The sequence below is a fragment of the Deltaproteobacteria bacterium genome, from assembly GCA_016180855.1.
GTDB lineage: Bacteria > UBA10199 > UBA10199 > JACPAL01 > JACPAL01 > JACPAL01.
The window spans coordinates 65,386-87,587 of the sequence record JACPAL010000011.1; the positions used below are offsets into that span (position 1 = coordinate 65,386).

Genomic DNA, 22,202 nt, shown 5'->3' on the forward strand with positions numbered 1-22,202 from the left:
TCATGAGCATTCGGGGATTCAAAAAAAGACTCAAGGTCGGAATCATTGACCTGATCGCTAAACAGCCGACAAAATCAATTTACGCCCGGATCGTCAATCCCAATTACACCTCACTCATGCCGCAGGTCGTTGCAGTTTGGGCAGAGCAACTGGGACACGAGGTCCACTACCTCACATTTACCGGATTTGAGGATCTTCAGCATGATGTCCCTCAGGAAGTGGACGTCCTTTTTATCAGCACTTTTACCCAGAATGCCCTGACCGCCTACAGTATTTCTGACATCTTCAGAAAACGGGGGATTGTAACCGTTTTGGGAGGCCCCCATGCCCGTGCCTATGCGGAGGATGCTCTCTTTCATTTTGATTACGTTTTGGGACTAACCGATCGTGACCTGATCCAAAATCTTCTCGAGGATCCTGCACCACAAAAAGAGATTGGGGTCCATTTGAGTGCCCCGGGCCAGGTCAAGTCGGTACCCGGGATACGGGAACGCTGGAAGTTCCTAGAACAAAACTTGAAAAAGACGCGGATCGTGCACGTCGTGCCGATGATTGGGAGCTTGGGGTGTCCCTATACCTGCAGCTTCTGCATTGATTCCAAGATTGATTATCTACCCCTCCCCTACGATCAAATCCGTGAAGACCTGGATTTCCTGCAAAAGATGCCGAAGCCGCCGACGGTCGCCTGGTACGATCCGAATTTCGGGGTCCGATTTGACGACTATCTCAATATCATCGAGTCAACGGTCCCACCCGGCCGGATGGCGTTTGGCGGGGAAAGCAGTCTCTCGCTCTTGAGTGAAGCAAACCTCAAGCGTCTTAAAAAGAATAATTTTATTGTGATGCTGCCCGGAATTGAGTCCTGGTTTGATTTTAATGGCAAATCAAAACAACAGAAGAATTTTGGTCTCGACAAGGTCAAACCGATCGCCGAGCATATTAATCTTGTCATGCAATACATCCCCTATGTGCAGACCAATTTTCTGTTTGGTCTCGACACGGATGAGGGTCCCGCCCCTTTTGAACTGACCAAGAAATTTGTCGATCTCTCTCCCGGAGTCTATCCGAATTTTGCAATGCTGACCTCTTTCGGCAATTCGGCCCCGTTAAACAAAAAATTTCAGGAGGAAGGGAGGATCATCGACATCCCGTTCCCGTTCCTTGACGGCAATGCCGGATTAAACGTTCGTCCGAAAAATTATGGCCTGGTTGAGTTTTACGACCACTATCTGGATCTGGTGAGGTATTCTTACTCCCCTGAAAAGATCTGGAAACGTTTCAAGGCAAACAAGCATCCGCTTCCTCGCTGGATGAACCTCTTGCGCGCCACATTTTCAGGTAAGGGAAACCGGGGCAACTATTTTCAGGTAAGGGAGCGACTCGCCAAGGAGCCTGAATTTCATGATTTTTATGCCGGGGCCAGCATCAAGCCCCCGCCCTACTTTCGGGATCAAATCCGGAAAAATTTGGGCGTTTTTTACGATCACCTTCCGCAGAGGGTCGTCAATTATCTCCATCACGGAGAGCCGGCTCCAAACCCCAGAATTTCGAACGCCCTGCCGACCATTTATCCGATGGAACAGGCAGCCGCTTCCTGATTAAGAATCAATCGTCTCACTCAACTGCTGCCAGGGAATGGCGGTAATTTCCTCCTCCAGCTTGACCGGTCGGGGGGTTCGGCAAACGACATAGCCCTTTTTTGCCTTTTTGTATTCCTTGAGAAAAACCTTCAGGTGACGAATGTCTTGACGACTCGGCCGATCATTCCATTTTACCTCGATCGGAATATATTCCCCTCCTCTCTCTATCACCCAATCGACTTCAGGACCATCCGGATCTCGCCAAAAACGGATTTTGGTGGAAACTGTTTTCAGGCGGGCCAGACGAATCAATTCGAGGCCGACATATTGTTCAAACAGGTTTCCCAGCCGATCGCGTGAAAGGGATCGACCTTCTCCCGCACAGAGGCGACGCACACCGAGATCAAACATCAGATAACGGTTCGATTTTGTCAGTTTTTTTCGGGTAAGACTTTGAGTAATCGGTTCGATCCGTTCCGCAATCAAACAATCATCGAGAATTTCAAAATAAGAGGCGATGGTGGTGTGGCTGACACCTATTTCTTGAGAGAGGCCGTGAAGATTGATAATGTTTCCCGACTCCAATCCCGCAAACTCCAGAAAGCGGGCAAAAGAGCCAATATTTCGAACGATCGCCTCAGCCCGAATCTCCTCTTCAAGATAGGTTTCAACATAAGACTTGAGATCCACTTCGCGGTCGGTTGCTTCTCGTTCCTGAACGATTCCGGGAAGCGTTCCGTCCGTGAGAATCATTTCGATCGGTTGGGCATATTCTTGATGAAGAAAAGGATCGAGCCGCATACTCACGACCCGTCCTGGGAGCAAATTAACCCCCCTTCCCTTCCGTAATTTTCTGGCCGAGGAACCGGTCAGGATAAATTGTGCCACATGTCGATCGATAAGATCTTGCACCGCATCCATAATGGTCGGCACTTTTTGAACTTCATCAAGAAAGACGAGCGGCCGTTTGGTCTTTTTTGCCAACGCTTCGATTTCACCGATCAAAAGAGAGCTGTTTTTTTCATAACGCTGCCGGGTGCCGGGAGAGGCGAGGGAAAGGGTCAGATCCGATGAAAGCCGGGCGAGGAGCGTCGATTTTCCGGTTTGACGAGGACCCAAGAGCAGGATGCTTTTCCCTCGATCCAGATGGTGTTGAAGCCCTGATTCAAGCTGGCGCTGAATATATTGCATATCGCACTCAATATTCGCCGAAAATTGAGTGTATTACAACAATATTCTTTTACTGATCGAATATGCGGGCTCCCGATCGATCAAACCGCAGGCCGTTTGGAGGTCGTCTGGTTCCTCATAGGTTTTACGGTGGATTCAAAGCCCTCTCAACAAACCGCCTGACCAATTGATTTGATTCAGGTGTCGGAACGGCCGACGATAAAACCTTGGCCAGCTGTTCGTCGTTCTCGGTGTAATGTTGTTTATAAATCGTGAGTCGCCGGACGAGCGTCTCCCGATCGACCTCCGGATGAAACTGCATTGCCCAGAACGGCTTTCCGAAAACACGAAAGGCGTGAGGACAGGAGTCGGTCAAGGCCAATAACTCACACCCGTGAGGGAGCGAAAGAGCCCTCTCCCGATGCACAGAAACGGCAAGAAACGGATTCGGCATGTCACAAAACAATGGATCGTTTTTGGACTCAAGCGTGAGACGGATCGGAATCGTTCCAGTTTCGAAATCTTTCTTGTCCCGAACAATTCTTCCCCCCAGGGCGGTCACGGCGAGCTGGAAACCATAACAAGAGGCAAAGACAGGGATCTCTTTCTCAAGACAATGGAGAAGGAGCTTCTCGCTTTCAGGGACAAACGGATATTTTTCTCTTTCCAGGACCGATGCCTCACTCGCCCCACCCACTAAAACGGCATCATAAGGATCAACAATCGTTGGATCGAACCGGGGTGTATCAAAGACATTCAGAATCTCAATCTGTGATTTGGCCAAGCCACTGAACCGGGAAAAACTGTCGTGCTCTTCTTGTCGCACACGGGGATCATCACGAATTTGAAGCAGGAGAAGCTTTAAGGAGGCGTTATCTTTCTTCATACAGTCCACTCATTCACCGGTCTCCCTGATTCCTGCCTCTCAAAATAAGCGGCGGTCAGGGCCCTAAAGTCCCGACCATGTTTTTCCACAAACCGTCTTTGCCAACCTGCCCCCGTTTGTCCCGATCGCACCCTCTCCGCAAGGACCCCGTCCAGATAATAATTAACCGTGTCGGGGGGGAGTTGATAAAGGAGCAACCCTTTTTTTGCAAGCGGAAGGAGTTCCAAAACAAGATCTCTCACCGAAACAAATCGCTCCTTCCTCCATTCCAGTTCAGCCGCCAGTCCCAGCTCTGCCGCACGATAAAAATTGGCCCGTGCCTTCGAAAATGGAATCTCCCTCTCCCATGCAATCGCCTCCCACTTCATCCCTTTAAGAAGACCGATAAAAAAGAGACAGTTGGCCATCATGTCGACAACGGTCGGACCGGACGGCATCACACGATGTTCAAGGCGGAGTTTGATCTTTCCATCCTTCATGATTCGGATTTGAGGTCGATTCCACCGCCAGATTGTTCCATTATGAAGAAGAAGATGCTTGAACGCCTCTTTCGGCTCTTTAAAGGAGACCGGAAGGATCGCTGGAAATCGCTCACAGTTTTCCTGAAAAAATTCCAGGAAGGAGTTTTGAAGATAGTCGGAACCAAAAGAAACACGCCCCACCCATTCGTTGTCCTGATTGGTAAAAAAGCCGGTCACGACCGCCTGTTCAAAAAGGGGGATCCGCGTCTCCTCCCACAAATCCTTTTCTAAAAAATAAGGGGAGTTCGCTGACAGAGCGACCATCGGTGCTGAAAGAATTTGAGCCAAATTGAAAGAGCGGACCGCCTCCTCCGGGTTCAGATCAAGATGCAGGTGGAGTGCCGAAGTGGCCGAAACAAACATGATATTCCGCTGCATTCGGGCCAACGATTCTTTCCCCTGGATATTAAGTGGCATTGGTTTCTTGGCGCGCAAATGCATCACCTGTTCCGCCAAGGCCCTGTAGCGGTGGGAGGAGGTCATTTGATCACTCGCAAGATCGTGATCCGTCAGTGTCGGAAGGATCCCGGTCATGAGAAAAAGGGAACCCACCTCACTGGCACGTTTGGAAAACATCTGCTTCATCCGATTCATTTCATTCTCTAACTCTTTTACAACTCCTTGGCCAAGGAGATGAGGCTGGCTTTGAAACTCCACATTATAACGACCCAATTCGGGGGAGGATTCCAGCGGGTCTAGAACCTTCAAAAACTCCTCATTATGGGGAGAGGGGGAAAAATCAGTCGGATGACAAAGCCATCCCTCTATTTCAAAGGCGACCTGACGATCATCCGAAGAGACCTCACCCCGATGAACCTTTTCAATCAACAACTCCGTCTCTTCTTTTAAGTGTAATTGAAAGAGCTGAAAATCGGTCTCTGAAAAACGGCTTTTGCCAATTTCGATTCCCAAGGTTCTCCCTCACCCACCACTGAAATTATTATAGCCGTTCCCCTCTCCCGCCCTTCAGCATGGCTCAGGGCAGGCCAAGGGGAGAGGGCCTCTGTTATTTCCCATGAAGCTTTTTACAAACGGGCTAGCCGGTCTCCGGCAAATCTCTTCGGGAGTCCCAATTTGTACAACCCGCCCTTCATTCATCACGACCAACCGATCGGCCAGTGCGATCGCCTCCTCCTGATCGTGGGTGACATAAACGCAGGTGAGGCCGGTCGTCTGTTGGAGCTGTTTAATTTCTGCCCTCATCTGAATCCGGAGCTTTTCATCAAGGTTCGAAAGGGGTTCATCAAAAAGCAAAATTTTTGGTTCCAGAACAAGGGCCCGTCCCAAGGCAACCCGCTGCTGTTGTCCGCCCGATAACTGGTCCGGATAGCGGTGTCCCAAATCGATGAGTCCCATCTGACTCATCATTTGCTCCACACGTCTCCTGATCTCAACGGAAGGGACTTTTCTGACACGAAGACCGTAGGCCAGATTGTCGAAGAGGGTCATGTGGGGGAAGAGGGCATAATTCTGGAACACCATGGGAATGCCGCGCTTGTGGGCAGGGACTCCAAGGATGTCATGTCCAAAGAGATGGATTTCCCCTTGGGTCGGGTGTTCAAAACCGGCGAGGCACCGCAGGAGCGTCGTCTTGCCGCAACCCGATGGGCCAAGAAGGCAGAGAAACTCCCCCCTGAATACCTCAAGATTGAAATCCCGGATAGCAAAAGATTCCTTCTGTTTGCCACGAGTGGAAAAAATCTTCGACAGACCAATAAATTGGATCGCTCGTTGTTGACGGTTCATGAACCCCTCACAAACTCCCTCTCTCGACCCCGAACGGCCAAACGTAACAGGCCCAACACAATCGCCACAACAATCATTAACATCACGGAAAGGGCCGCCGCCTGGGAAAGCTCCCCCGTCTCCACATAACCCAGGATCGCCAGCGTTATCAGATTCCAGCGTCCGGAGACCACAAAAATAACGGCGCTGATGGCCACCATGCATTTGATGAAACAGAAGACAAGCCCCGAGTAAAAAGCCGGCTTTAAGAGGGGAAGGGTTATTGTCCTGAAGACATGAAAACTTCCGGCCCCCAAACTATGCGCCGCCTCCTCAATAACGGGATCAATCTGTTTTAAGGTCGCCATTCCGCCTCGTATCCCAACCGGCATATTCCGGAAGATAAACAGAAATACAATAATGAGCCAGGTCCCTTGGAGGGCGAGAGGAGGGGCATTAAAAGTGAGAAGATAACCGATCCCGACAACCGTCCCGGGAACGGCGAAGGTGAGCATCGAGACAACCTCCATGACGGATTTTCCATAAAACCTCTTCCTCACAAAAAGATACGCGAGTACCATCCCGAGTATCCCGGAGAAGGGGGTCGCAATGGCAGCGAGAAGAAATGTATTTGCAAAGTAATACCACCCCTCACGAAAGGTCGTAACAAAGTGCCTGATCGTCAATGTGTTACGAGCCCCCCAAACCTCTGTGAATGCACCGAAGAGGACCGTCCCATAAAAAAGGACAGTGAACCCGGTTAAAAGGAGGGCAACCCCCGTCATGGCACTTTTTCCCCTCCATCCCAAACCTCGAATTTTGGCTGTTGAGGCCTTACCGGACAAAGTCGAAAACGATTTTCTCTCGAGCCAGTGACGCTGAACAAAAAAGGCAGCGACGGTTGGTAATAAAAGGAGTATTGCGAGGGCCGCACCTCCCACAAAATCGCGTTCTGCCCCGACCGTTTTGATATAGGACTCAACGGAAAGAATTCTGTAGGAACCACTCAAGACGAGCGGCGTTCCAAAATCGGCCAGCGATTCAATAAAACAGAGAAGGAGCGAGCTCATGATTCCAGGAAGACTCAAAGGGAGGGTTATTTTTAGAAAGGTCTGAGGGCCCGAGGCCCCCTGATTCAGAGAGGCCTCTTCAATGGAGGGGTCGATCGTCTCCAGGGTGCCGAGAGAGGTCAGGTAGGCAAGGGGATAAAGTGCCAGTGTCTGAACAAGCACCATCCCCCAAAAACCGTAGATCGAAAAGATCGCCTCCGGGAAAAACAATCGGGTGAGCAGGCCATTCTTGCCAAGTAAAATGATCGCCGAAAGGGCGACAATAAAAGGAGGAGAGATAAGAGGGAATGTCGCAACGCTCCGAAAAAACGGCTTGAAAGGGACATCCGTTCTGCCAACGGTGTAGGCAAAAAAATAACCGATCCCCGTTGAGAATAAGGCAACGGTCATTCCGAGATGAAGACTGTTCAGAAGAGGTTCCCTGAGGACCGGATTGATGAGGAGTTTGCGATAGGCCTGAAAACTCCCCCCCTCCATACTGATCCAGAAGACCTGAAATATGGGGTAAACGACAAAGAGAAGCAACGCCGCTGCGAGCAGGAGAATCGTGAGACGAACCAACGATTCACTCTTGGTCTCTTTGAAAAAGTTCATTTTTTCATTATTGTCCTGTGACCTCTCGCCATCGTGACAGGAGCTGATTATGCTGCTCCGCCGATTCATAAATATCAACGGAGACCAGACGGCTCAAATTTGAGATCTTCGCCTGTTCCGTCATTTCCGCCTTTGGATGAAGGGGAATATGGTTCCATCTTGAGAGAAGATTCTGCGTCTCCAGGCTGTAGAGCCAGTCAACGAATTTTTTGGCGCGATCGAGACCGGGCCCATTCTTGATCAGGGAGACAGCACCGACTTCATAACCGGTCCCTTCCTCGGGATACGAGATCGTGAGTGGATACCCCTGTTGAATCCCCTTATGAAGGATATCGTGCGCAAAGGCGATGCAAACAGCAATCTCCCCCAACCCGGCCTGCGTGACACAGGCCGAACCTGATTTATTGTAGTGATGGACGGAACGGTTGAGATCCCGAATATATTGAAATCCCTTCTCCTCCCCCATCAACTGGATCAGACTCGCCAGAACGGTATAGGCGGTCCCTGAGGTATAGGCATACGCCATCCCGACCCTCCCCTGATAAACCGGATGGAGGAGCTCACGATAGGAGTGGGGTGGTTTCAGGTCGTTCTCTTTGAGAAAATCCGTGTTTGATGCAAAGCCGATGATCCCCTTGTACCAGCCGTTCCATTCCCATTCCTTTCCATGAAACTCCGGACCTGTCTGATAATCGATCTTTGGTTGATAGGGATGAAGCAGCCCCTCCCGGCCCGCAATCACATGCTCATTGGATCCCCCGCCAATCCAGACCGCAACCTGAGGGTTTGAGGTCTCGTTTCGGATCCGGGCAAGCACCTCGCCCGTTGAGAGCCGGACAAACAGCAGTCTCTCTCCTGATGCCTTCTCGTAGCTCTCCACAATCTCACGACTCTCTTTGGCATCAAGGGAAGAATAAATATGAAGGAGCCGGTCTTCTTTTTTTTGGCAACCGACAAGCGTCAAAATCAAGAAAAACAGCAGGCGAGGCATGAGGAGTTCTTAGATATCAAATTCCGTTGTTCGTCAAGGTTAGGGAGCTGCCTCAAACAGATAAAGCGTTGACTTCCCATCTTCCGGCAGGAAGTAAAATCTCAATGTTCCATTCCCGCTAGCTTCCACGGTCCATGGATTACGCGTCATAATCTCTTTGTTCTTGGTAAATAGCATGACCGGAATCTGGTGAATCGGGGTCATGGAACGAAGGTCCAGCAGGTCAATCCCCCCAACCGGGATTTCGCCTCCATAAGAGGGACGGTATCTGTTGAGGCCACCACAGAGCATGTAACGGGAAGGTTGAAAGTGACAGTCCTGGTAGTCGATCAGGTGATTGACATTATTTTTGATCTTGAGTTCCTCTCCGTTCCGGTTCCAGATGTAGAGCCGACGCGAATCCCAGTTGGCACCGTAAATCCTTCCCTCCTTCGGATCGACGGCAACCGCCCCAATATGGTCATCAATACGAAAAGCGACGGACGCCTCGAATTTTTGCGGATCAACACGATAAATGATCGACGGCCCATGGGGACGATATTCCGCAACAGGTACCCAAAGAGATTCACCATCATAATCGATCCCTCCGGGGTGATAACTCGCCCCTTCCCCCAATGTGAGTCTTCCGATCAGTTTGCCGTTCTGATCAAATTGAAAAAGGTACCCCCTCCCCTTCCCTGTGGTTCGATCATACCTCCCTTCCGGCTTCAGGAATTGGGTCGTCTTCTCAACGACCTCAACGGAGGAGAGATAAAAAAAATCCCCTATTTTGACCATCCCTTGAGGGTGATAGGTCTCAAAGGAGAGGGGAACCGTTTTGACAAGTTTCCATTCCGCATTTTTGGTCAATCGAAAGAAAGAGCGGACGACCGGTGAAATTTCGCTCGATGCCTGCAAAGGCATCATAGGGAACAAAAATAAAAAAAAGAGAGCCCTAACAATTTTTGGGAAGGGTTCCTTGTTAATCATCTTTTCGATAGTGGTAGGATTCTATCATCGCCGCCAAAATACTACGGGCCACCTTTGCCATCCCCTCGACACTGACCGTCTCCTCGTTTGTGTGAATCTGGTCGGCACCGGTTCCCACGCTGAGCATCTCCTCTCCAAAGCGGCTAAAGACGTAATTACCATTGAAACCACCAAACTGTTTTGCGGTGACCCTGGCCGATATTCCGAGCGAGCGGATTCCATAATTCATCAAGATCACAGAGGGATGATTCTCCTCAACAAGGTATCCGTAAAGATCCGGTTTTTCGGCTCCTCTTATTTCACACCGGACCGGAGTCCTATTCTGAGAGAGCTCAAGACAAATCCGTTCCATTGTTGTTCTCATCTCTGACACCATCCTTGCCGCTGCTTCGTGCCCCTCAAGACTCCTCATCTGCCAACTCGCCGTCCAGTAAGGTGAAACGGTATTATACTTATAGGAGGCGGTTGGTTCTCCCTGGGGGGTCAACTCGCCCCTCTCCTCACCACAGGAGACAAAAGCAGAGTGGAGAATCACCATCGGATGATTCGGTGGATGCCCTTCCGGCCGGAAACCGGTTTCATGAAGCAGACGACTTCCGACGGCACAGGCACTGACCGATTTTTTCTCGTCGAAGTCCATCGGATGACTCGTGGAGGTTCTGACAATCATTACCCCCTCATACATCGTTGGCCCGGCACGCCCGATCTCCAGAGGATCCGTTCCATCAATACTGATTAGAATATCCCCCCGGAAGGCATCCGCATCGATCAACTGTACACCACTCGCGGTTTGCTCTTCGGCAACAAGCCCGACAATCTGGATATCTCCATGGGGAATCTTCTGTTCAGCGATGACCCGGAGAATTTCGACGATAATCGCCATTCCCGCCTTGTCATCCGCCCCTAGAGCGGTTCCCGGCGCAGGCCGGATAAGATCCCCTTCCCGTTTCATCCCATCAAAGGAAGATTGATTCGTATCAAGATGAACGGAGAGGTTCCATGAAGGCAGCTCCTTGTCACCCGGAATATAGGCAATGAGGTTACCGGAATTGGGAGGAGTCAGTCCATTATTGCAATAATACTCTTGACGTCTCTCTTCATCCAATGTCTCGATCCGCCGGGGAAGCTCATCGACCGCCACCTGAATGTCCAGAGGCTCGGCCACCTCCTCGAGGAGCCTCTTGGCATAAAGGGTGTAAAGGATCTCCTCGCAACTCCTGGAAGGGATCGGCAAAAACTCCATCACTGTTTTAGCAAGCCGTTCCGGTTGAATAACCGATTTGGGATCAAAGGGCCATTGTAGGTCGTCTTCCCGTTCGTAAGTCACCTCTTCTGTCTCGATCTTGCTTGGTTTGAAATGAAGCTCGTCCGAGGGAGACCGAATCATGCCGGTCTCCTCTCCCTTCCGGGCACAGGTGCAGGCCGTTAAAAAGCTTACGAGAAGCAAGACGGCGAATTTTTTATTTTTCATGACCCCCACGCGACCAATTTTTTAGTGTGCGATCGGGGTTAAAGCAAGAACTATCGGGGGTTTTCTTGAGGAAGACTGATGAGCTCCCTCATCATCCCATATTTCGCCATCGTCTCTACACTGGCTATGGCGGCCCGGAGACTCACCGCAATCAGAGGGACTCCGGCGAGTGAGATGATCAAGTCGGCGTTCAGAATCAGTCCCTTGTCGAGGACTCGGTCAAGGAGATCGACAATACCGGCATGTCCTTGGCGTACTGGTTCCATGGGTCCTCTCAGAAATTTACAAAGCTATACGGTGGCCACGGTCCCGTAAACCGGACGTGGAAGCCTTCAATCTTTGTAATCCTGTCCAAGAACTCCCCTAGTTTTGAAGTCTCCCCTTTAGGGGTGAGACAGGAGAGGTTCATAAGCATCTGCCTTGAGGGATCCTCCTTCCGGACCTTCTCCACCCTGACCTCCTCGACTTGGCCTCGGACACCCTGAAAAAACTCCTTAAAATAGGCGTCTGCGGCCACTTCCATCCTCTCTTTGACGAGCCGTTCCAGTTTCTGCCGAAGAAGATAGGCGGTCCCTGTACCTTTGGAATGGATCTCCTCCTGAAGGGATCGCACCTCCTTATCATTCCGGGTTATCTTCTCCATCATCTTTGCAGGTTCCCAGGAGACCTGAACACCGTACTCCGCCTTCCCTTCCAAACGACGAAGCTTTTCCTTTAAAGTTTCGCTCTCCCTTTCCAACCATTCCCGAAGATTTTCCTCTTTCGATTTCCCGTCCCGTTCTACAACAACGGTCCCGAAGCTGAACGGAACGATCGTTTGAAACCTTTCCCAGGCGAGATCGATCACCGCCTGATGGATCAGCACGAGATCGGAGAGGATTTTCATGTCGTCGTTGGCAATCGGGGTTTGGCACTCCTGAACGACTGCTGTAAGATCATCTATCGGCATCGTGAGGACCGGCTGTCCGTCAATCCCCTTGATCTCAAGCCCGCGCGTCTCATTTCCGGCTACAACGCAATAAAGGTAGAGCCCCTTTTCCATCACCGTTTTCCACCAGCAATCTTTCTGCTGAATGCAGACTCCTCTCCCATTTTACGGACACCCGCCGGATCGGCCACCGTATCAACCATGCGGTTCACGAGATCATCCAGACCGTCACGGACCGACCGGACCGCCTCCGCAATCCCCTGTTCCTCCTTGATCTTGTCAATGGTCCGGTCCAGTTCGATCAAGGCATTCCCGAGTTTCTCAATCTGCACTCCGGTGAGCGTCCCACTCTCCATCCTTTTCACCGACTGGATCCGGAGGGTGTCCCGAACAATCTCCACAATCCCCATCACAAGCCCCAAAAGGCCGTGCTTCAAGTCATCGTTGTCAATCTCAAGTTTCATGGACGGTGCCTTGAGTATTCCGAAGGGTCATTTCTTGCCAAAACGACGCTCCATCTCCTTACGGATCTCTTTGACCTTCTCCCCAAAAACCTTTGACCCCTCCATTTTTTTGAAGAACCCCTGAAATCCCGGAACCAGCCTGTTTAGTGTCCCCAAAACCTTATCCGAGCCCTCACTTGTCTCCTTTTCTTTTCTTTCCTTCATTTGACCTCCCCCATTCTTCCGGCCGGAGCCGGCGGTTGCAATTGAATATCCGATGGAAATGCCAACCCCCACTTCGCCGCTGTCTCAAATGAGGCGAGCGCTGCCCGGAGTTTGATCGACAACAATTCCGTCTTGCAGAGTGAAATGACGATATCCGCGTTGATCACGAGCCCTTTGTCCAGGACCCTTTCCACAACATCGGCCAAACTCTCCCCTTTCGTTGAATGGACGACGGCCATACTAGATCTCCTCCCTCTCCTCTGTTGCGTAGGTCCGTTCGCGGGACTCCGTCTCGGCAAACCCGGAGACCTCCATCTGTGCATCAAGGAGAACTGTGTAAATGTTCTTGTCGAAGATCGACGGAAATCCAACCTTTTTGAGATATTCATTGACCTCGGTTATTTCCGCCTTGCATTCCCACCCGTCAGTCGTTTTGGCCATCTTGACAATCCGGATCGACTCCTTCTGCTTCCCCAATTCATGGGTCAGGAACTCAACCACCTTGTTCTGGGCCTCCAAGATGTTTGGCATAGATCCCCCTTTCTCATTTCTCCCGGTTCTGAATCGCCGTCAGACGCTCGAGAAGCGCCTTTTCGATCTCCCTGTACTGCTCTTCGCCGATATCCCCCATATCGAGCTTCGCCTGAAGAGACATGAGCTCTTCCCGGATCTTGTCAGGATCAAAAAGCTCCTTGTCCGCAACCTCCCGAAGCTTCTCTGCAACCCATGCAACCCCTTTTAAGGGGGCAAGCAAGATGTCATCCAGTAGGAACATTTTTCGTTCCTTTCTGCCCTCTCCCCTTGGAGGGTGTCTCGAGCGAACCTGTCCTGAGCATCGTCGAAGGAGTCGGGGGACGGGTGAGGGGGGGATTCTCCCGCCATTTAATAACGATCTCGATAAAATTGAATGGGGGGACCGGCCCCACATATTTCAACTGGAGACTCGCCCCATACTGATCCTCCAGTGAATTGACCGCCTGATCGAATGCAAGCCGCTTCTCATGGGAGACCAAAAAAGCGGCGTTTAAAATCATCGCATCCCCCAAAACATTGTTTTCCTTTGTTTCCGAGGCAAGGGGTGAAAGGGCCTCCATGAGCCTCCTCGCCATCTGTTTATTTTTAGTTGAGACCGCCTCCTGAACAAGATGACCGACATCGATCAGCTCATTTCGTCTCTTCTCCTCAGACATCCTTGAAAGCCTCTCTTTTTTCTCCCGGATCTTCTCATCCTGTTCTCCGATCTCGCGAAAGACCTGGTCAAGATCTTTCCAGCGGACGCGCAGACCGTACTCTTCCTTGCTGTGGATGCGAGAAAGATTCTCGCGAAACTCCTCCCGTTTAGGAATGAGGACCTCCTCGATGATCCGGTCCCGATGATCCGCCATGGTGCAAAACTTGACCGGAAGGAGCTCTTGAAATTTCATAACGGTCTCGTTCACATTCTGGTGGGCAATCAGAGTGTCGCGGACGAGCGGGTATTTTTTCATCGGCTCCTCGGAGACGACAGCGGCAAACTCCCCTCCAATGACTGTTGTGACCGGACTCGTCCCGTGGATTCCAAGGCAATCCAACTTCATCTCCCCCCGGGTCTCAATGATGCAATACATCCAGAGGCCTTGTCGCTCGCTCATAATACCCCCTCAATGAATGCTCCATATCTCCCCCAGCCCCCTCTTACCTTAAGAGGGGGATAAAAGTTCCTCCCCTTAGGGTAAGGGGAGGTCAGGAGGGGATATGAGAGACGCCACCTCATCCCCTCCCTCCACTCCAGTGAAGTTCCAAATCCACAAAACTGACCGGCGGCATCGGTCCGACGTAATGGATATCGATCCGGCCATTGTGGTCCTGGTTAATCTTCTCGATCTTTCCATCAAACTCCGGCAGCCAGTCACGGTCGAGAAGGAAAGAGGCATCGACGACCACGTCCTCCAACTTGATCTCCGCCCGTTTGAATTCGACGGGCCCCCTCTTGAGAAATCCCAGATATTCATCCCCTTCGACCGCCTTTTTCTCTTCAAGGGCCGCCTCGACCATCTCACCGGCCCGGATGAGCGCCTCGCGGTTTTGAGCTCCTTTCTCCTTAACGGCGCGAATTGCCCGGTTCTCCTTTACAATCTCTTCGTAAATTTCCTTCATGTCGCGCCAGAGGATCTTGATCCCGACCTCCACCTTCCCGTCCAGATCCTTGAGTCTCCCTTTAAGGGTCCTCTTGTTTTGCTCCAAAAATGAGATGATCTCGTCGGTTGATTCCGCCACCGTGCCAAACCGCATCGGCAGGATGGTGAAACGTTCCATCGCCTTTTCCAGAACGCGCATATGGCTCGCCATGTTTTCGCGCGAGAAGACGTAGTGGTCGGAATCGGAGTTGCTCACCACGGCCGCCAGACCGTTGGTGCTCACCGTAACAACCTCGTCATCTTTTCCGCCGATCCCGATCGAACCGAAGTTGGGGGCCTCATCAGTGGCAATGATGCCGTAGAGGTATTTGCCTTCTTGTTTCATCTCGTTTCCCCCTGTAACGTCAAGGAATCGAGCCGGATGTATTGCACCACCGCCTCCTCCCCCAGAGACCGCGCACCTTCCCTACAATAATCAGCGACCAATTCATACGCCTCGCTCAGACGTTCAAACTGTTCCGCCGAGACACCAACATGGTGATCGGGATGAACGGTCCTTGAAAGTTCCCTGTAGATTTTTTTTAAACGAGAAATTTCCACCTTTCCCTCCAGATGGAGAAGCGTTGCCGCCTCGCGAATCTGAGCCGGATCAAACCGCTTGAGGGTAACGGTCGCAAAGCTATAAGGGGGAAGCGGCCCAACGCACTTGAAATGGAGCTTCCCTTCAAAAACCCGATCGACCTCCTCAAGGATATGGAAAAACCCCTTCTGGAGGTCCCGACGGACCAGAAAAGAGGTATTAAAAATCATTCCGTCATTCTGAAGATCATGGTTGGCTGAGTCAACGACAGCACCTCCCAACAATTGGGTTATTTTCCGAACCCAGGCATCCGCACGCCGTTTAAGAGCCTCGGCAAGCAGCTTGCCGATATGGAAAGGATCAGCACGATTCTGCACCATCTGTTGCTTGCAGGCCGCAATCTCCGGATCTTCCTCCGATATCTCCTGAAGCATCGTCCGAACATCCCATGTCACTATGAGGTCCATTTCAACAGAGTCTTTCATTTGTGCAACCAACCGCTTCAAGAGCGGCCCTGACCCCTCCAAAATTCTGTCTAGTTCGGATCGATCACCCAGTATCGTCCCAAATTTAAACGGAAGGACAAAAAAACGTTTCATGACCGATTCGAGCGTCTGCTGATGGGCGAGAAGGAGTGAAACCAACTCCTCTTTCTGTAGATGATCAATCCCCTTTTGGGGAGAATTCCCTACCACCGCACCAAGACCGTTGCCCGGAATAGCCGTGACGTTTTTACCATCAAAGCCGATCGAACCGAAATCCATCGGACGATCCCCCTCAATAACCCCGTAAAGATAGAGATCCATTCTAAGACTCCCTTTTCGCTTTTTGGCCTATCATCGAAACCGCCTCGTCAAAATGTTCTTTGCGAATGACAAGACTCCCCGACTTTTCATTCGCCTCGTCACCGTACCTCTCAATAAAACTCCGAACGGCAAGTGTCACCGCCTGCCGGCAGATCGATTCAATTTCAGCACCGCTCTTTCCCTCTGTCTCTCGGGAAAGTCCCCTCAGGTTGATCCCCTTTTCAAGCGGGCGCCCTCCTGTATGGATCCGAAAAATCGCCTCACGCCCCTCCTCATCGGGGAGCCCCAGATGAATGATGTGGTCGAAACGGCCGGGACGAATCAGCGCTGGATCAATGAGGTCCACGCGGTTTGTCGCACCGAGGATAACAACCCCGCGTAGCTCCTCCAGTCCATCCAGTTCGGTCAAGAATTGGCTGATTGTCCTGCCCATGACACCGGAGTCTCCTTCACCACCCCCTCGCTTGGGGGCCATCGAATCAATTTCGTCAAAGAAGAGGACACACGGGGCGGCTGCCTTCGCCTTTTTGAACACCTCGCGGATCCCTTTTTCGCTCTCACCGATCCATTTGGAAACGAGTTCCGGACCTTTGACCGAGATAAAATTGACCTCCGATTCTGTCGCCAGTGCCTTGGCGATGAGCGTCTTTCCGGTCCCGGGAGAACCTCCGAGCAGGATCCCCTTGGTCGGTTTAAGCCTTGCCTTTTCGAAGAGCTTCCCAAATTTAAGCGGCCACTCGACCGTCTCTCTCAAAGTTCTTTTCACATCCTCGAGTCCTCCGACATCAGACCAGTGGACATTCGGCGATTCAATCGAAATCTCGCGGATGGCAGACGGCTCCACTTCGTTCATTGCCTTCATGAATTGGGGGTGTGTTACCTCAAGCGTCTCGATCACCTCATAAGGAACCTCTTCCAGCGTGATATCCCCTTTCTCCATCGATTCCCGAAGACAGACCATCGCCGCCTCGCGCGCGAGCGCCTCAAGATCGGCGCCCACATAACCATGAGTGATGTCGGAGAGCTTCTCGAGACTGACATCCTCGGCGAGCGGCATCCCGCGTGTGTGGATCTCGAGGATCCTGAGACGACCATTCCGATCCGGAATTCCGATCGAGATTTCCCGGTCAAAGCGACCGGGGCGTCGAAGTGCAGGATCCAGAAGGTCCGGCATGTTGGTCGCACCGATGACAATCAATTGCCCGCGAGATTTGAGGCCATCCATGAGTGAGAGCAGTGTCGCAACAATCCGTTTTTCGACCTCCCCCTGGACGTTCGCCCGTTTGGGAGCAACCGAATCAATCTCGTCAATAAAGATAATGGATGGAGATTGCCGGCTCGCCTCCTCAAAGATACTGCGCAGATGTGCCTCACTCTCGCCATAAAATTTGTGGACAATCTCCGGACCATTGACGGTAAAGAAATTGGCGTCGGATTCATGGGCCACCGCGCGTGCAATAAGCGTCTTGCCCGTTCCGGGAGGACCATAAAGAAGAACCCCCTTCGGCGGGTCGATCCCAAGTCGTTCAAAGATCTGCGGGCTTTTGAGAGGCAGTTCGATCATCTCACGAACCCGTTGCATTTCCCGATCCAGGCCGCCGACATCCTCATAGGCGACCGAGCTCCTCGTCTCCCCCTTCTCTTTGGTCTCCGTCCCTTCGACCCGAACCGTCGTCTGCGGTGTTACAAAAACGAGACCCCCCGCCGGGGTGGTCTGAATGGCGGTAAAGTCCCTTGTACGCGAACCAAAGAGAGTCACTCGAATCTTGTCCCCCTGCGCTACGGGGAGTCCCTCAACGAGCTTTCCCAGATAGCTCGTCTCTCCCGACCGATTGACAACGCCTAAGGGGGAAAGGGCCTTCAGCGTAATCGATCTGGCGGGGGAAGAGGTGGCCGAATGGATCCTTATCTTTTCATCGATCCCGACCTTTGCGTTTTCGCGCACTATCCCATCAATCTGGATCAACCCCTTCCCCCGATAATCAGAAAACGTTGGCAACAACTTGACACCCGTCTCCCTCTTGCCACGAACCAGAACGAGGTCACCGATCTTGAGACCGAGCCTCTCAATCTCGTCCGGATCAATTCGGGCAATGCCGCGGCCCACATCTTTAGGGAGCGCCTCTGCGACTCGTAGCGTAAGAGAACCGGACTCGTGATTCCTTGTTTCAATCTTTGCTTTCTTGGCAGGCATCATTTCTTCCTCACCTTCACCTCCAGCACCCCATTGGTATAACTCCGCTCCAGGCTTGCCAAATCAACCTTTGCCGGCAGAAGCAGTTCCTTTGAATATTTTTTTCTGCCAACGGTCGAGAGATCAAAAACATCATCCCCCTTTATTTCACAATGGATCTCCGATTCGGCGACCCCCGGAAGTTCAGCGACAATCCTTATAAACTGCTTCTCATCAAAGAGATCCGTTAACGGTTCCAGCGTCTCTTCCACCACAGGCCCCTTCGGTTTTTCCATCTTCGTGCTTTTCACCTTGGCGATATCCCCAAACGGACGGACGACTTGTCTCGGCATTCCGCCAGGGCCGGCCATCGTCCGAATCGTGAAGCCGTAGACACCGGTCATGTCCTTTTGCCCCTTGACGCCAAACTCGCCGGACTTTTTTAACTCTCCCCCTTCTTCCGTCACCTTGTCGGCAAGATCGATGAGGCTCGAGAGTCCCTTAAAGAAGCCCCCAAGAAGCCCCCTGGCTCCCCCCTCCAGGTCGATTTCAGGACCCTTTTCCCCTTCACCGCGAGCCCCTTTTTTGGTCATCTCCCCCTCCCTCTGTTTTATAGTATTTCAACTTTTAGCGGATACGACTGTACCCGCTAAAAGTTAGAAATACTTATGGTTTATCAACAAAAATGTACTAACCAAAAGCTGATCAACGCTAAAAGTTAGAAATACTTATGGTTTATCAACAAAAATGTACTAACCAAAAGCTGATCAACCATAGAGTCTTACACCTTAAAATTTGAGTGACATCCTCTTTGCCTCTTTCCTGCCGGCCCCCGTGAGAGCAGCCCCCATTTTTTTTGAGCGCGGCAGTTTCAAAACATTGCGGTACATCATCTCGAAGGCCCGCAGATCTTTTTCGATCCCCTTAAGCTGCGTGTCGATGTCATGGATTCGCTGAACGAGACTCTGCCTCTTGCTCATGAGGCTCTCACGACGGACCGTTAGCATATACATCCGGTTCGCCTGTTGCGCACTGGGTCCGCCGAGCGACTTGAGATGAACGATATCAGACGCCCCCCGAATCGTAGGACAGCCTCGTGGTAAATTTCCCTTGAGTTGCATAACCCCTCCCTTGTCAATGCCGGCCGTTCCGGCAGTATTGTCTAATCGCTTTCTCCACCACCTCGCGAACCTTTGTTGAGGTCGTCTTGCTCCCAATCCTGGATGTCTCCGACGTCAACACGTCAAAGCAGATTTTCTTAAACATCGGATCGCTGAAGTTTATTTCAATTCTTTTTCCGTATTCCCTGGCCGTCCGGGCAATCATGATGCAACCCCGGATCGTTGGAGCAAATTCATATTGACCATGCTCCCTCAGGTGCCGCACAACTCTTACAATCTTCAACGCCTCCTTGACCGGCAATCCAGATTTTCGGGAGGTAATAAGCGATTCCGTCTCTTCGTCCGGACCTTCAAGATCGAGTGTTACCATCCGGTCCCGCAACGCATCCTGTGAACGATGAACACCGGCGTATTCCTCCGGGTTTGAGGTGAAGATCGCCCGAAAGTCAGGATGAATCTTGATGTAATTGCTGCGTCCTTCATCATAATTAACCGGAATATCGAGAATCCCTTCCTGCAGGACAGAGAGGAGAACATTGTTCGCCTCGGGACGCGACCTCGTGAATTCATCATAGATCAGGGTATAGCCGTTCTGGACAGCGACGGTCAGCCGGTTGTCAACCCACCTCTTCGATGACTCCTCCTCCACCTTGAGAACCGACGAGATGAAATTGTCCCGGAGCTTCGAGACATGATAACCGGTCTCGGAACCAACCAGATCCCCGGTTGTCAGTTGTTCATCCCCATGTATGATGACAACCGGTTTCTCCAGGAGCTCTGCCACCCGGAGCGCCATCGTTGTCTTCCCGGTTCCGGAGATTCCGCGAAAATGGATCGGAAAGCCGGCCTTGAGATAATGCAGGGAGCGATCGATTGTCCCTTTGACAAACGGAGTTTCAACAAAGGTCTCTCCCGCCTGCGGTTTTACAATGGTAATGCTCGTATCCTCCATGGATTGCCCACCCCCCTCCTGAACAATAATTTTCTGATTAAGACTAGCCTGCTTTGACATGTCATCCTCCAGGGACGATCAGGTCCCCTGCTTGGCCTATCAGCTACACAGGGGACGTAACCATCCGTGAAAAGGCTGCCTAATGGGCATGCTGGGCCTTCTGCTTGGCCCGGGCAATCTCCGATTTAAAGTTCCGCCTTCTCGCACTCAAGGCCTTGGCAGCAGCAAAGAACGCCTGATGACCCGACCGAAACTCCTGGTGATTCTTCCTCTGCTCCCGATGGAACTTCTCCTTCATCGTACCGACGTTATCCTTGAGATCCTCCGTGAAGCCGTGGAGATCGGCATGCAGTTTCCTGGCCATTATTTTCCGCTTCCGGTGACAGTCGCCGACAAACTTGCGCGCCCCGGCAAGCGTCTTTCCGGCCTCTACGATATTCGTGCCAAGAAAATTCATCCGAGCATCAAAAGAGCCCTTGATCCCATCTCCCATTTTTTTCATCTCTTCCGCAAATCCCATGTTCATTCACCCCCTTCAAACTAAAGAGCGTTTACCTGTTGTTTAACCGAAGACTGACCGATCAGTTCCCCTTCGAGATTCTGGATCGACTTCCTGAACTCACGGCCGCTCACCTCGTCTTTTTCTTCAAACGTCCGAAAGGCGGCCCGGATCTTCTGCTGCTCCTTTTGAAAGACCTGAATCTCACTCCGCACCCGTTCGATGAGGAACGAGAGCTCTTTCTTACACCTCTCCATCTCTTCAAAAAGGTTGGCCTGCATCGACCGATTGAGCCTTGAAGTCAGCTCCCTCTGGCGGGCGAGAAAACTCCGGATCAACGTCTTGATCTCTGTCTCACGACGCAACTGGAAATCGAGGATTCTCCCGATGACGGAATCGAAATCCTTCCTCCGGAAACTCCCCATCGATGCCAGTTTCTCCCTCAAGTGGCCACGGATCGCCTCCTGCTCCATTCGGTAGCCATCGAGAAGCTCGAGTCCCTTTTCAATGAGGGCCCCAACCGCCCCGATGCCCGACTCGAAGGAGGCAACCACCTCACTCGTCAGATTACGAATCTCGCTCGGAACCGACATACATCCCCTTTCTCTGAGGCTCCCTTATAACTCCCCCCACAAGAGGGGACGACCCGTTCCCCTCCCCTTAGGGTAAGGGGAGGTTGGGAGGGGGCTACGAGCCTTCAGATCCAGACGACCTGGCGATCTAAGCCTGCTCGCAAAGGGCAGGGTCAGACCGGCAGGTCCTCTTAGAACCTTTTTCCCACCTAGGCAGGCTGAGCAGCGGTCGCTGTCAAGCCAATCGCCTCGGCATACTTCAGATAGGTCTCAACACCGGAGACAACGACTCTGGCCTCGAGGGATAGAAACTCAATCCCGACGAGTGAGAGACGTGCCCAGGCATCAATGACGATCCCCTTGTCGAGGACCCTGTCGATGACTTCCGCGAGTGACGAACTCGCCATCGATTTTTGTACGGCCATGATACACCTCCTGTTAAACTAGATTACGACGTGGCTTGGCCCAACGGAGAATCGCTCATCGATCTCCGCCGTGTCGTAAACTGTTTATAAATCCTGAAAAGTTCGAGAAGTTCGAGAAACGTGTGTGGTTTTCGTGGAAGGTGACCGTAGAAGGAATGAAGACCGGGAAACTGCCTCTCAATCTCCCTCCAATCCCTCTCTGTGATCATCCCGACCATCTTGGTCCCCCTCTACTCGCGCTTGCTAAAGCAAAAGAGGGACCAAGATCCAGGTTGGAGTCAAAATTCATGCTTATCTATTATTTGTACCAATTGACAAAAAGATATGCTACTCCTGGTCTGAAGGAGGAAATATGGAATCCAAATACAAGAGGATGAAAGGGCA

27 protein-coding genes are annotated in these 22,202 nt (G+C 51.7%); 1 reads left to right on the forward strand and 26 read right to left on the reverse strand.

Going from position 1 to position 22,202, the window contains the following annotated elements; genetic code table 11:
* Positions 1-2: 2 nt before the first annotated feature.
* The gene (locus HYT77_06680) at positions 3-1,598 is read left to right on the forward strand and encodes a radical SAM protein (GenBank protein MBI2067678.1); all 1,596 of its coding nucleotides are present in this window, start codon (positions 3-5) and stop codon (positions 1,596-1,598) included.
* Here HYT77_06680 and HYT77_06685 read toward each other — a convergent pair whose 3' ends face one another.
* The 26 genes from HYT77_06685 to HYT77_06810 form a co-directional block, all read right to left on the reverse strand.
* Complete coding sequence (locus tag HYT77_06685; protein MBI2067679.1) at positions 1,599-2,771, reverse strand: ATP-binding protein; 1,173 nt, start codon at positions 2,769-2,771, stop codon at positions 1,599-1,601.
* A gap of 124 nt (positions 2,772-2,895) precedes the next feature.
* Positions 2,896-3,636, reverse strand: coding sequence for a type 1 glutamine amidotransferase (locus HYT77_06690; protein ID MBI2067680.1), 741 nt, complete (start codon positions 3,634-3,636; stop codon positions 2,896-2,898).
* The gene (locus HYT77_06695) at positions 3,633-5,069 is read right to left on the reverse strand and encodes a glutamate--cysteine ligase (protein ID MBI2067681.1); all 1,437 of its coding nucleotides are present in this window, start codon (positions 5,067-5,069) and stop codon (positions 3,633-3,635) included. The genes HYT77_06690 and HYT77_06695 overlap by 4 nt, the downstream gene beginning before the upstream one ends.
* A gap of 54 nt (positions 5,070-5,123) precedes the next feature.
* Entirely contained in the window at positions 5,124-5,903 is a 780-nt protein-coding gene (locus HYT77_06700) for an ABC transporter ATP-binding protein (protein MBI2067682.1), read from the reverse strand.
* Complete coding sequence (locus HYT77_06705; protein ID MBI2067683.1) at positions 5,900-7,546, reverse strand: iron ABC transporter permease; 1,647 nt, start codon at positions 7,544-7,546, stop codon at positions 5,900-5,902. Before HYT77_06705 ends, HYT77_06700 begins: the two co-directional genes overlap by 4 nt.
* Before the next feature lie 7 nt (positions 7,547-7,553).
* On the reverse strand, positions 7,554-8,537 hold the full coding sequence (locus tag HYT77_06710) for an ABC transporter substrate-binding protein (protein MBI2067684.1): 984 nt from the start codon (positions 8,535-8,537) through the stop codon (positions 7,554-7,556).
* A gap of 39 nt (positions 8,538-8,576) precedes the next feature.
* Positions 8,577-9,443: a hypothetical protein gene (locus HYT77_06715; protein ID MBI2067685.1), complete on the reverse strand. Its 867-nt coding sequence runs from the start codon at positions 9,441-9,443 to the stop codon at positions 8,577-8,579.
* 55 nt (positions 9,444-9,498) lie between these two features.
* On the reverse strand, positions 9,499-10,977 hold the full coding sequence (locus HYT77_06720) for a M20/M25/M40 family metallo-hydrolase (GenBank protein ID MBI2067686.1): 1,479 nt from the start codon (positions 10,975-10,977) through the stop codon (positions 9,499-9,501).
* Positions 10,978-11,027: 50 nt separating this feature from the next.
* Positions 11,028-11,243: a gas vesicle protein gene (locus HYT77_06725; protein ID MBI2067687.1), complete on the reverse strand. Its 216-nt coding sequence runs from the start codon at positions 11,241-11,243 to the stop codon at positions 11,028-11,030.
* An 8-nt stretch (positions 11,244-11,251) separates the two neighbouring features.
* Positions 11,252-12,022 (reverse strand): GvpL/GvpF family gas vesicle protein, encoded by a 771-nt coding sequence (locus HYT77_06730; protein ID MBI2067688.1) that lies wholly within the window; start codon positions 12,020-12,022, stop codon positions 11,252-11,254.
* Positions 12,019-12,369, reverse strand: coding sequence for a gas vesicle protein K (locus HYT77_06735; protein MBI2067689.1), 351 nt, complete (start codon positions 12,367-12,369; stop codon positions 12,019-12,021). The genes HYT77_06730 and HYT77_06735 overlap by 4 nt, the downstream gene beginning before the upstream one ends.
* 27 nt (positions 12,370-12,396) lie before the next feature.
* Complete coding sequence (locus tag HYT77_06740; protein ID MBI2067690.1) at positions 12,397-12,573, reverse strand: hypothetical protein; 177 nt, start codon at positions 12,571-12,573, stop codon at positions 12,397-12,399.
* Complete coding sequence (locus HYT77_06745; GenBank protein MBI2067691.1) at positions 12,570-12,812, reverse strand: gas vesicle protein; 243 nt, start codon at positions 12,810-12,812, stop codon at positions 12,570-12,572. The genes HYT77_06740 and HYT77_06745 overlap by 4 nt, the downstream gene beginning before the upstream one ends.
* A 1-nt stretch (position 12,813) precedes the next feature.
* Positions 12,814-13,104 carry a hypothetical protein gene (locus HYT77_06750; GenBank protein ID MBI2067692.1) on the reverse strand — a complete coding sequence of 97 codons (291 nt, stop codon included), beginning with the start codon at positions 13,102-13,104 and terminating at the stop codon, positions 12,814-12,816.
* Positions 13,105-13,117: 13 nt separating this feature from the next.
* Positions 13,118-13,348, reverse strand: a complete 231-nt coding sequence (locus tag HYT77_06755; protein ID MBI2067693.1) for a gas vesicle protein GvpG — start codon at positions 13,346-13,348, stop codon at positions 13,118-13,120.
* Complete coding sequence (locus HYT77_06760; GenBank protein ID MBI2067694.1) at positions 13,332-14,204, reverse strand: GvpL/GvpF family gas vesicle protein; 873 nt, start codon at positions 14,202-14,204, stop codon at positions 13,332-13,334. The genes HYT77_06755 and HYT77_06760 overlap by 17 nt, the downstream gene beginning before the upstream one ends.
* A gap of 118 nt (positions 14,205-14,322) precedes the next feature.
* Complete coding sequence (locus HYT77_06765; protein ID MBI2067695.1) at positions 14,323-15,075, reverse strand: GvpL/GvpF family gas vesicle protein; 753 nt, start codon at positions 15,073-15,075, stop codon at positions 14,323-14,325.
* Positions 15,072-16,076: a GvpL/GvpF family gas vesicle protein gene (locus HYT77_06770; protein ID MBI2067696.1), complete on the reverse strand. Its 1,005-nt coding sequence runs from the start codon at positions 16,074-16,076 to the stop codon at positions 15,072-15,074. Before HYT77_06770 ends, HYT77_06765 begins: the two co-directional genes overlap by 4 nt.
* 1 nt (position 16,077) lies before the next feature.
* Positions 16,078-18,270 (reverse strand): CDC48 family AAA ATPase, encoded by a 2,193-nt coding sequence (locus HYT77_06775; protein ID MBI2067697.1) that lies wholly within the window; start codon positions 18,268-18,270, stop codon positions 16,078-16,080.
* Entirely contained in the window at positions 18,270-18,842 is a 573-nt protein-coding gene (locus tag HYT77_06780; GenBank protein MBI2067698.1) for an Hsp20/alpha crystallin family protein, read from the reverse strand. Before HYT77_06780 ends, HYT77_06775 begins: the two co-directional genes overlap by 1 nt.
* Positions 18,843-19,037: 195 nt before the next feature.
* On the reverse strand, positions 19,038-19,370 hold the full coding sequence (locus HYT77_06785; GenBank protein ID MBI2067699.1) for a hypothetical protein: 333 nt from the start codon (positions 19,368-19,370) through the stop codon (positions 19,038-19,040).
* Between the two features lie 13 nt (positions 19,371-19,383).
* Positions 19,384-20,322, reverse strand: coding sequence for a gas vesicle protein GvpN (gvpN, locus tag HYT77_06790; GenBank protein MBI2067700.1), 939 nt, complete (start codon positions 20,320-20,322; stop codon positions 19,384-19,386).
* A 139-nt stretch (positions 20,323-20,461) separates the two neighbouring features.
* Positions 20,462-20,848 carry a hypothetical protein gene (locus HYT77_06795; GenBank protein MBI2067701.1) on the reverse strand — a complete coding sequence of 129 codons (387 nt, stop codon included), beginning with the start codon at positions 20,846-20,848 and terminating at the stop codon, positions 20,462-20,464.
* A gap of 14 nt (positions 20,849-20,862) precedes the next feature.
* Positions 20,863-21,414 (reverse strand): hypothetical protein, encoded by a 552-nt coding sequence (locus tag HYT77_06800; protein MBI2067702.1) that lies wholly within the window; start codon positions 21,412-21,414, stop codon positions 20,863-20,865.
* Positions 21,415-21,602: 188 nt separating this feature from the next.
* On the reverse strand, positions 21,603-21,818 hold the full coding sequence (gene gvpA / locus HYT77_06805; GenBank protein ID MBI2067703.1) for a gas vesicle structural protein GvpA: 216 nt from the start codon (positions 21,816-21,818) through the stop codon (positions 21,603-21,605).
* Positions 21,819-21,841: 23 nt separating this feature from the next.
* Positions 21,842-22,036 carry a hypothetical protein gene (locus HYT77_06810; GenBank protein ID MBI2067704.1) on the reverse strand — a complete coding sequence of 65 codons (195 nt, stop codon included), beginning with the start codon at positions 22,034-22,036 and terminating at the stop codon, positions 21,842-21,844.
* Positions 22,037-22,202: the final 166 nt, after the last annotated feature.

Coding starts and splice junctions, on each gene's coding strand:
- HYT77_06785 (MBI2067699.1), bottom strand. CDS start 19,370: ATGCAACTCAAGGGAAATTTACCACGAGGCTGTCCTACGATTCGGGGG.
- HYT77_06715 (MBI2067685.1), bottom strand. CDS start 9,443: ATGATGCCTTTGCAGGCATCGAGCGAAATTTCACCGGTCGTCCGCTCT.
- HYT77_06680 (MBI2067678.1), top strand. CDS start 3: ATGAGCATTCGGGGATTCAAAAAAAGACTCAAGGTCGGAATCATTGAC.
- HYT77_06745 (MBI2067691.1), bottom strand. CDS start 12,812: ATGGCCGTCGTCCATTCAACGAAAGGGGAGAGTTTGGCCGATGTTGTG.
- HYT77_06775 (MBI2067697.1), bottom strand. CDS start 18,270: ATGCCTGCCAAGAAAGCAAAGATTGAAACAAGGAATCACGAGTCCGGT.
- HYT77_06720 (MBI2067686.1), bottom strand. CDS start 10,977: ATGAAAAATAAAAAATTCGCCGTCTTGCTTCTCGTAAGCTTTTTAACG.
- HYT77_06710 (MBI2067684.1), bottom strand. CDS start 8,537: ATGCCTCGCCTGCTGTTTTTCTTGATTTTGACGCTTGTCGGTTGCCAA.
- HYT77_06795 (MBI2067701.1), bottom strand. CDS start 20,848: ATGAACATGGGATTTGCGGAAGAGATGAAAAAAATGGGAGATGGGATC.
- HYT77_06760 (MBI2067694.1), bottom strand. CDS start 14,204: ATGAGCGAGCGACAAGGCCTCTGGATGTATTGCATCATTGAGACCCGG.
- gvpN (MBI2067700.1), bottom strand. CDS start 20,322: ATGGAGGATACGAGCATTACCATTGTAAAACCGCAGGCGGGAGAGACC.
- HYT77_06685 (MBI2067679.1), bottom strand. CDS start 2,771: ATGCAATATATTCAGCGCCAGCTTGAATCAGGGCTTCAACACCATCTG.
- HYT77_06765 (MBI2067695.1), bottom strand. CDS start 15,075: ATGAAACAAGAAGGCAAATACCTCTACGGCATCATTGCCACTGATGAG.
- gvpA (MBI2067703.1), bottom strand. CDS start 21,818: ATGGCCGTACAAAAATCGATGGCGAGTTCGTCACTCGCGGAAGTCATC.
- HYT77_06725 (MBI2067687.1), bottom strand. CDS start 11,243: ATGGAACCAGTACGCCAAGGACATGCCGGTATTGTCGATCTCCTTGAC.
- HYT77_06755 (MBI2067693.1), bottom strand. CDS start 13,348: ATGTTCCTACTGGATGACATCTTGCTTGCCCCCTTAAAAGGGGTTGCA.
- HYT77_06705 (MBI2067683.1), bottom strand. CDS start 7,546: ATGAACTTTTTCAAAGAGACCAAGAGTGAATCGTTGGTTCGTCTCACG.
- HYT77_06770 (MBI2067696.1), bottom strand. CDS start 16,076: ATGGATCTCTATCTTTACGGGGTTATTGAGGGGGATCGTCCGATGGAT.
- HYT77_06735 (MBI2067689.1), bottom strand. CDS start 12,369: ATGAAACTTGAGATTGACAACGATGACTTGAAGCACGGCCTTTTGGGG.
- HYT77_06740 (MBI2067690.1), bottom strand. CDS start 12,573: ATGAAGGAAAGAAAAGAAAAGGAGACAAGTGAGGGCTCGGATAAGGTT.
- HYT77_06690 (MBI2067680.1), bottom strand. CDS start 3,636: ATGAAGAAAGATAACGCCTCCTTAAAGCTTCTCCTGCTTCAAATTCGT.
- HYT77_06780 (MBI2067698.1), bottom strand. CDS start 18,842: ATGACCAAAAAAGGGGCTCGCGGTGAAGGGGAAAAGGGTCCTGAAATC.
- HYT77_06810 (MBI2067704.1), bottom strand. CDS start 22,036: ATGGTCGGGATGATCACAGAGAGGGATTGGAGGGAGATTGAGAGGCAG.
- HYT77_06750 (MBI2067692.1), bottom strand. CDS start 13,104: ATGCCAAACATCTTGGAGGCCCAGAACAAGGTGGTTGAGTTCCTGACC.
- HYT77_06700 (MBI2067682.1), bottom strand. CDS start 5,903: ATGAACCGTCAACAACGAGCGATCCAATTTATTGGTCTGTCGAAGATT.
- HYT77_06800 (MBI2067702.1), bottom strand. CDS start 21,414: ATGTCGGTTCCGAGCGAGATTCGTAATCTGACGAGTGAGGTGGTTGCC.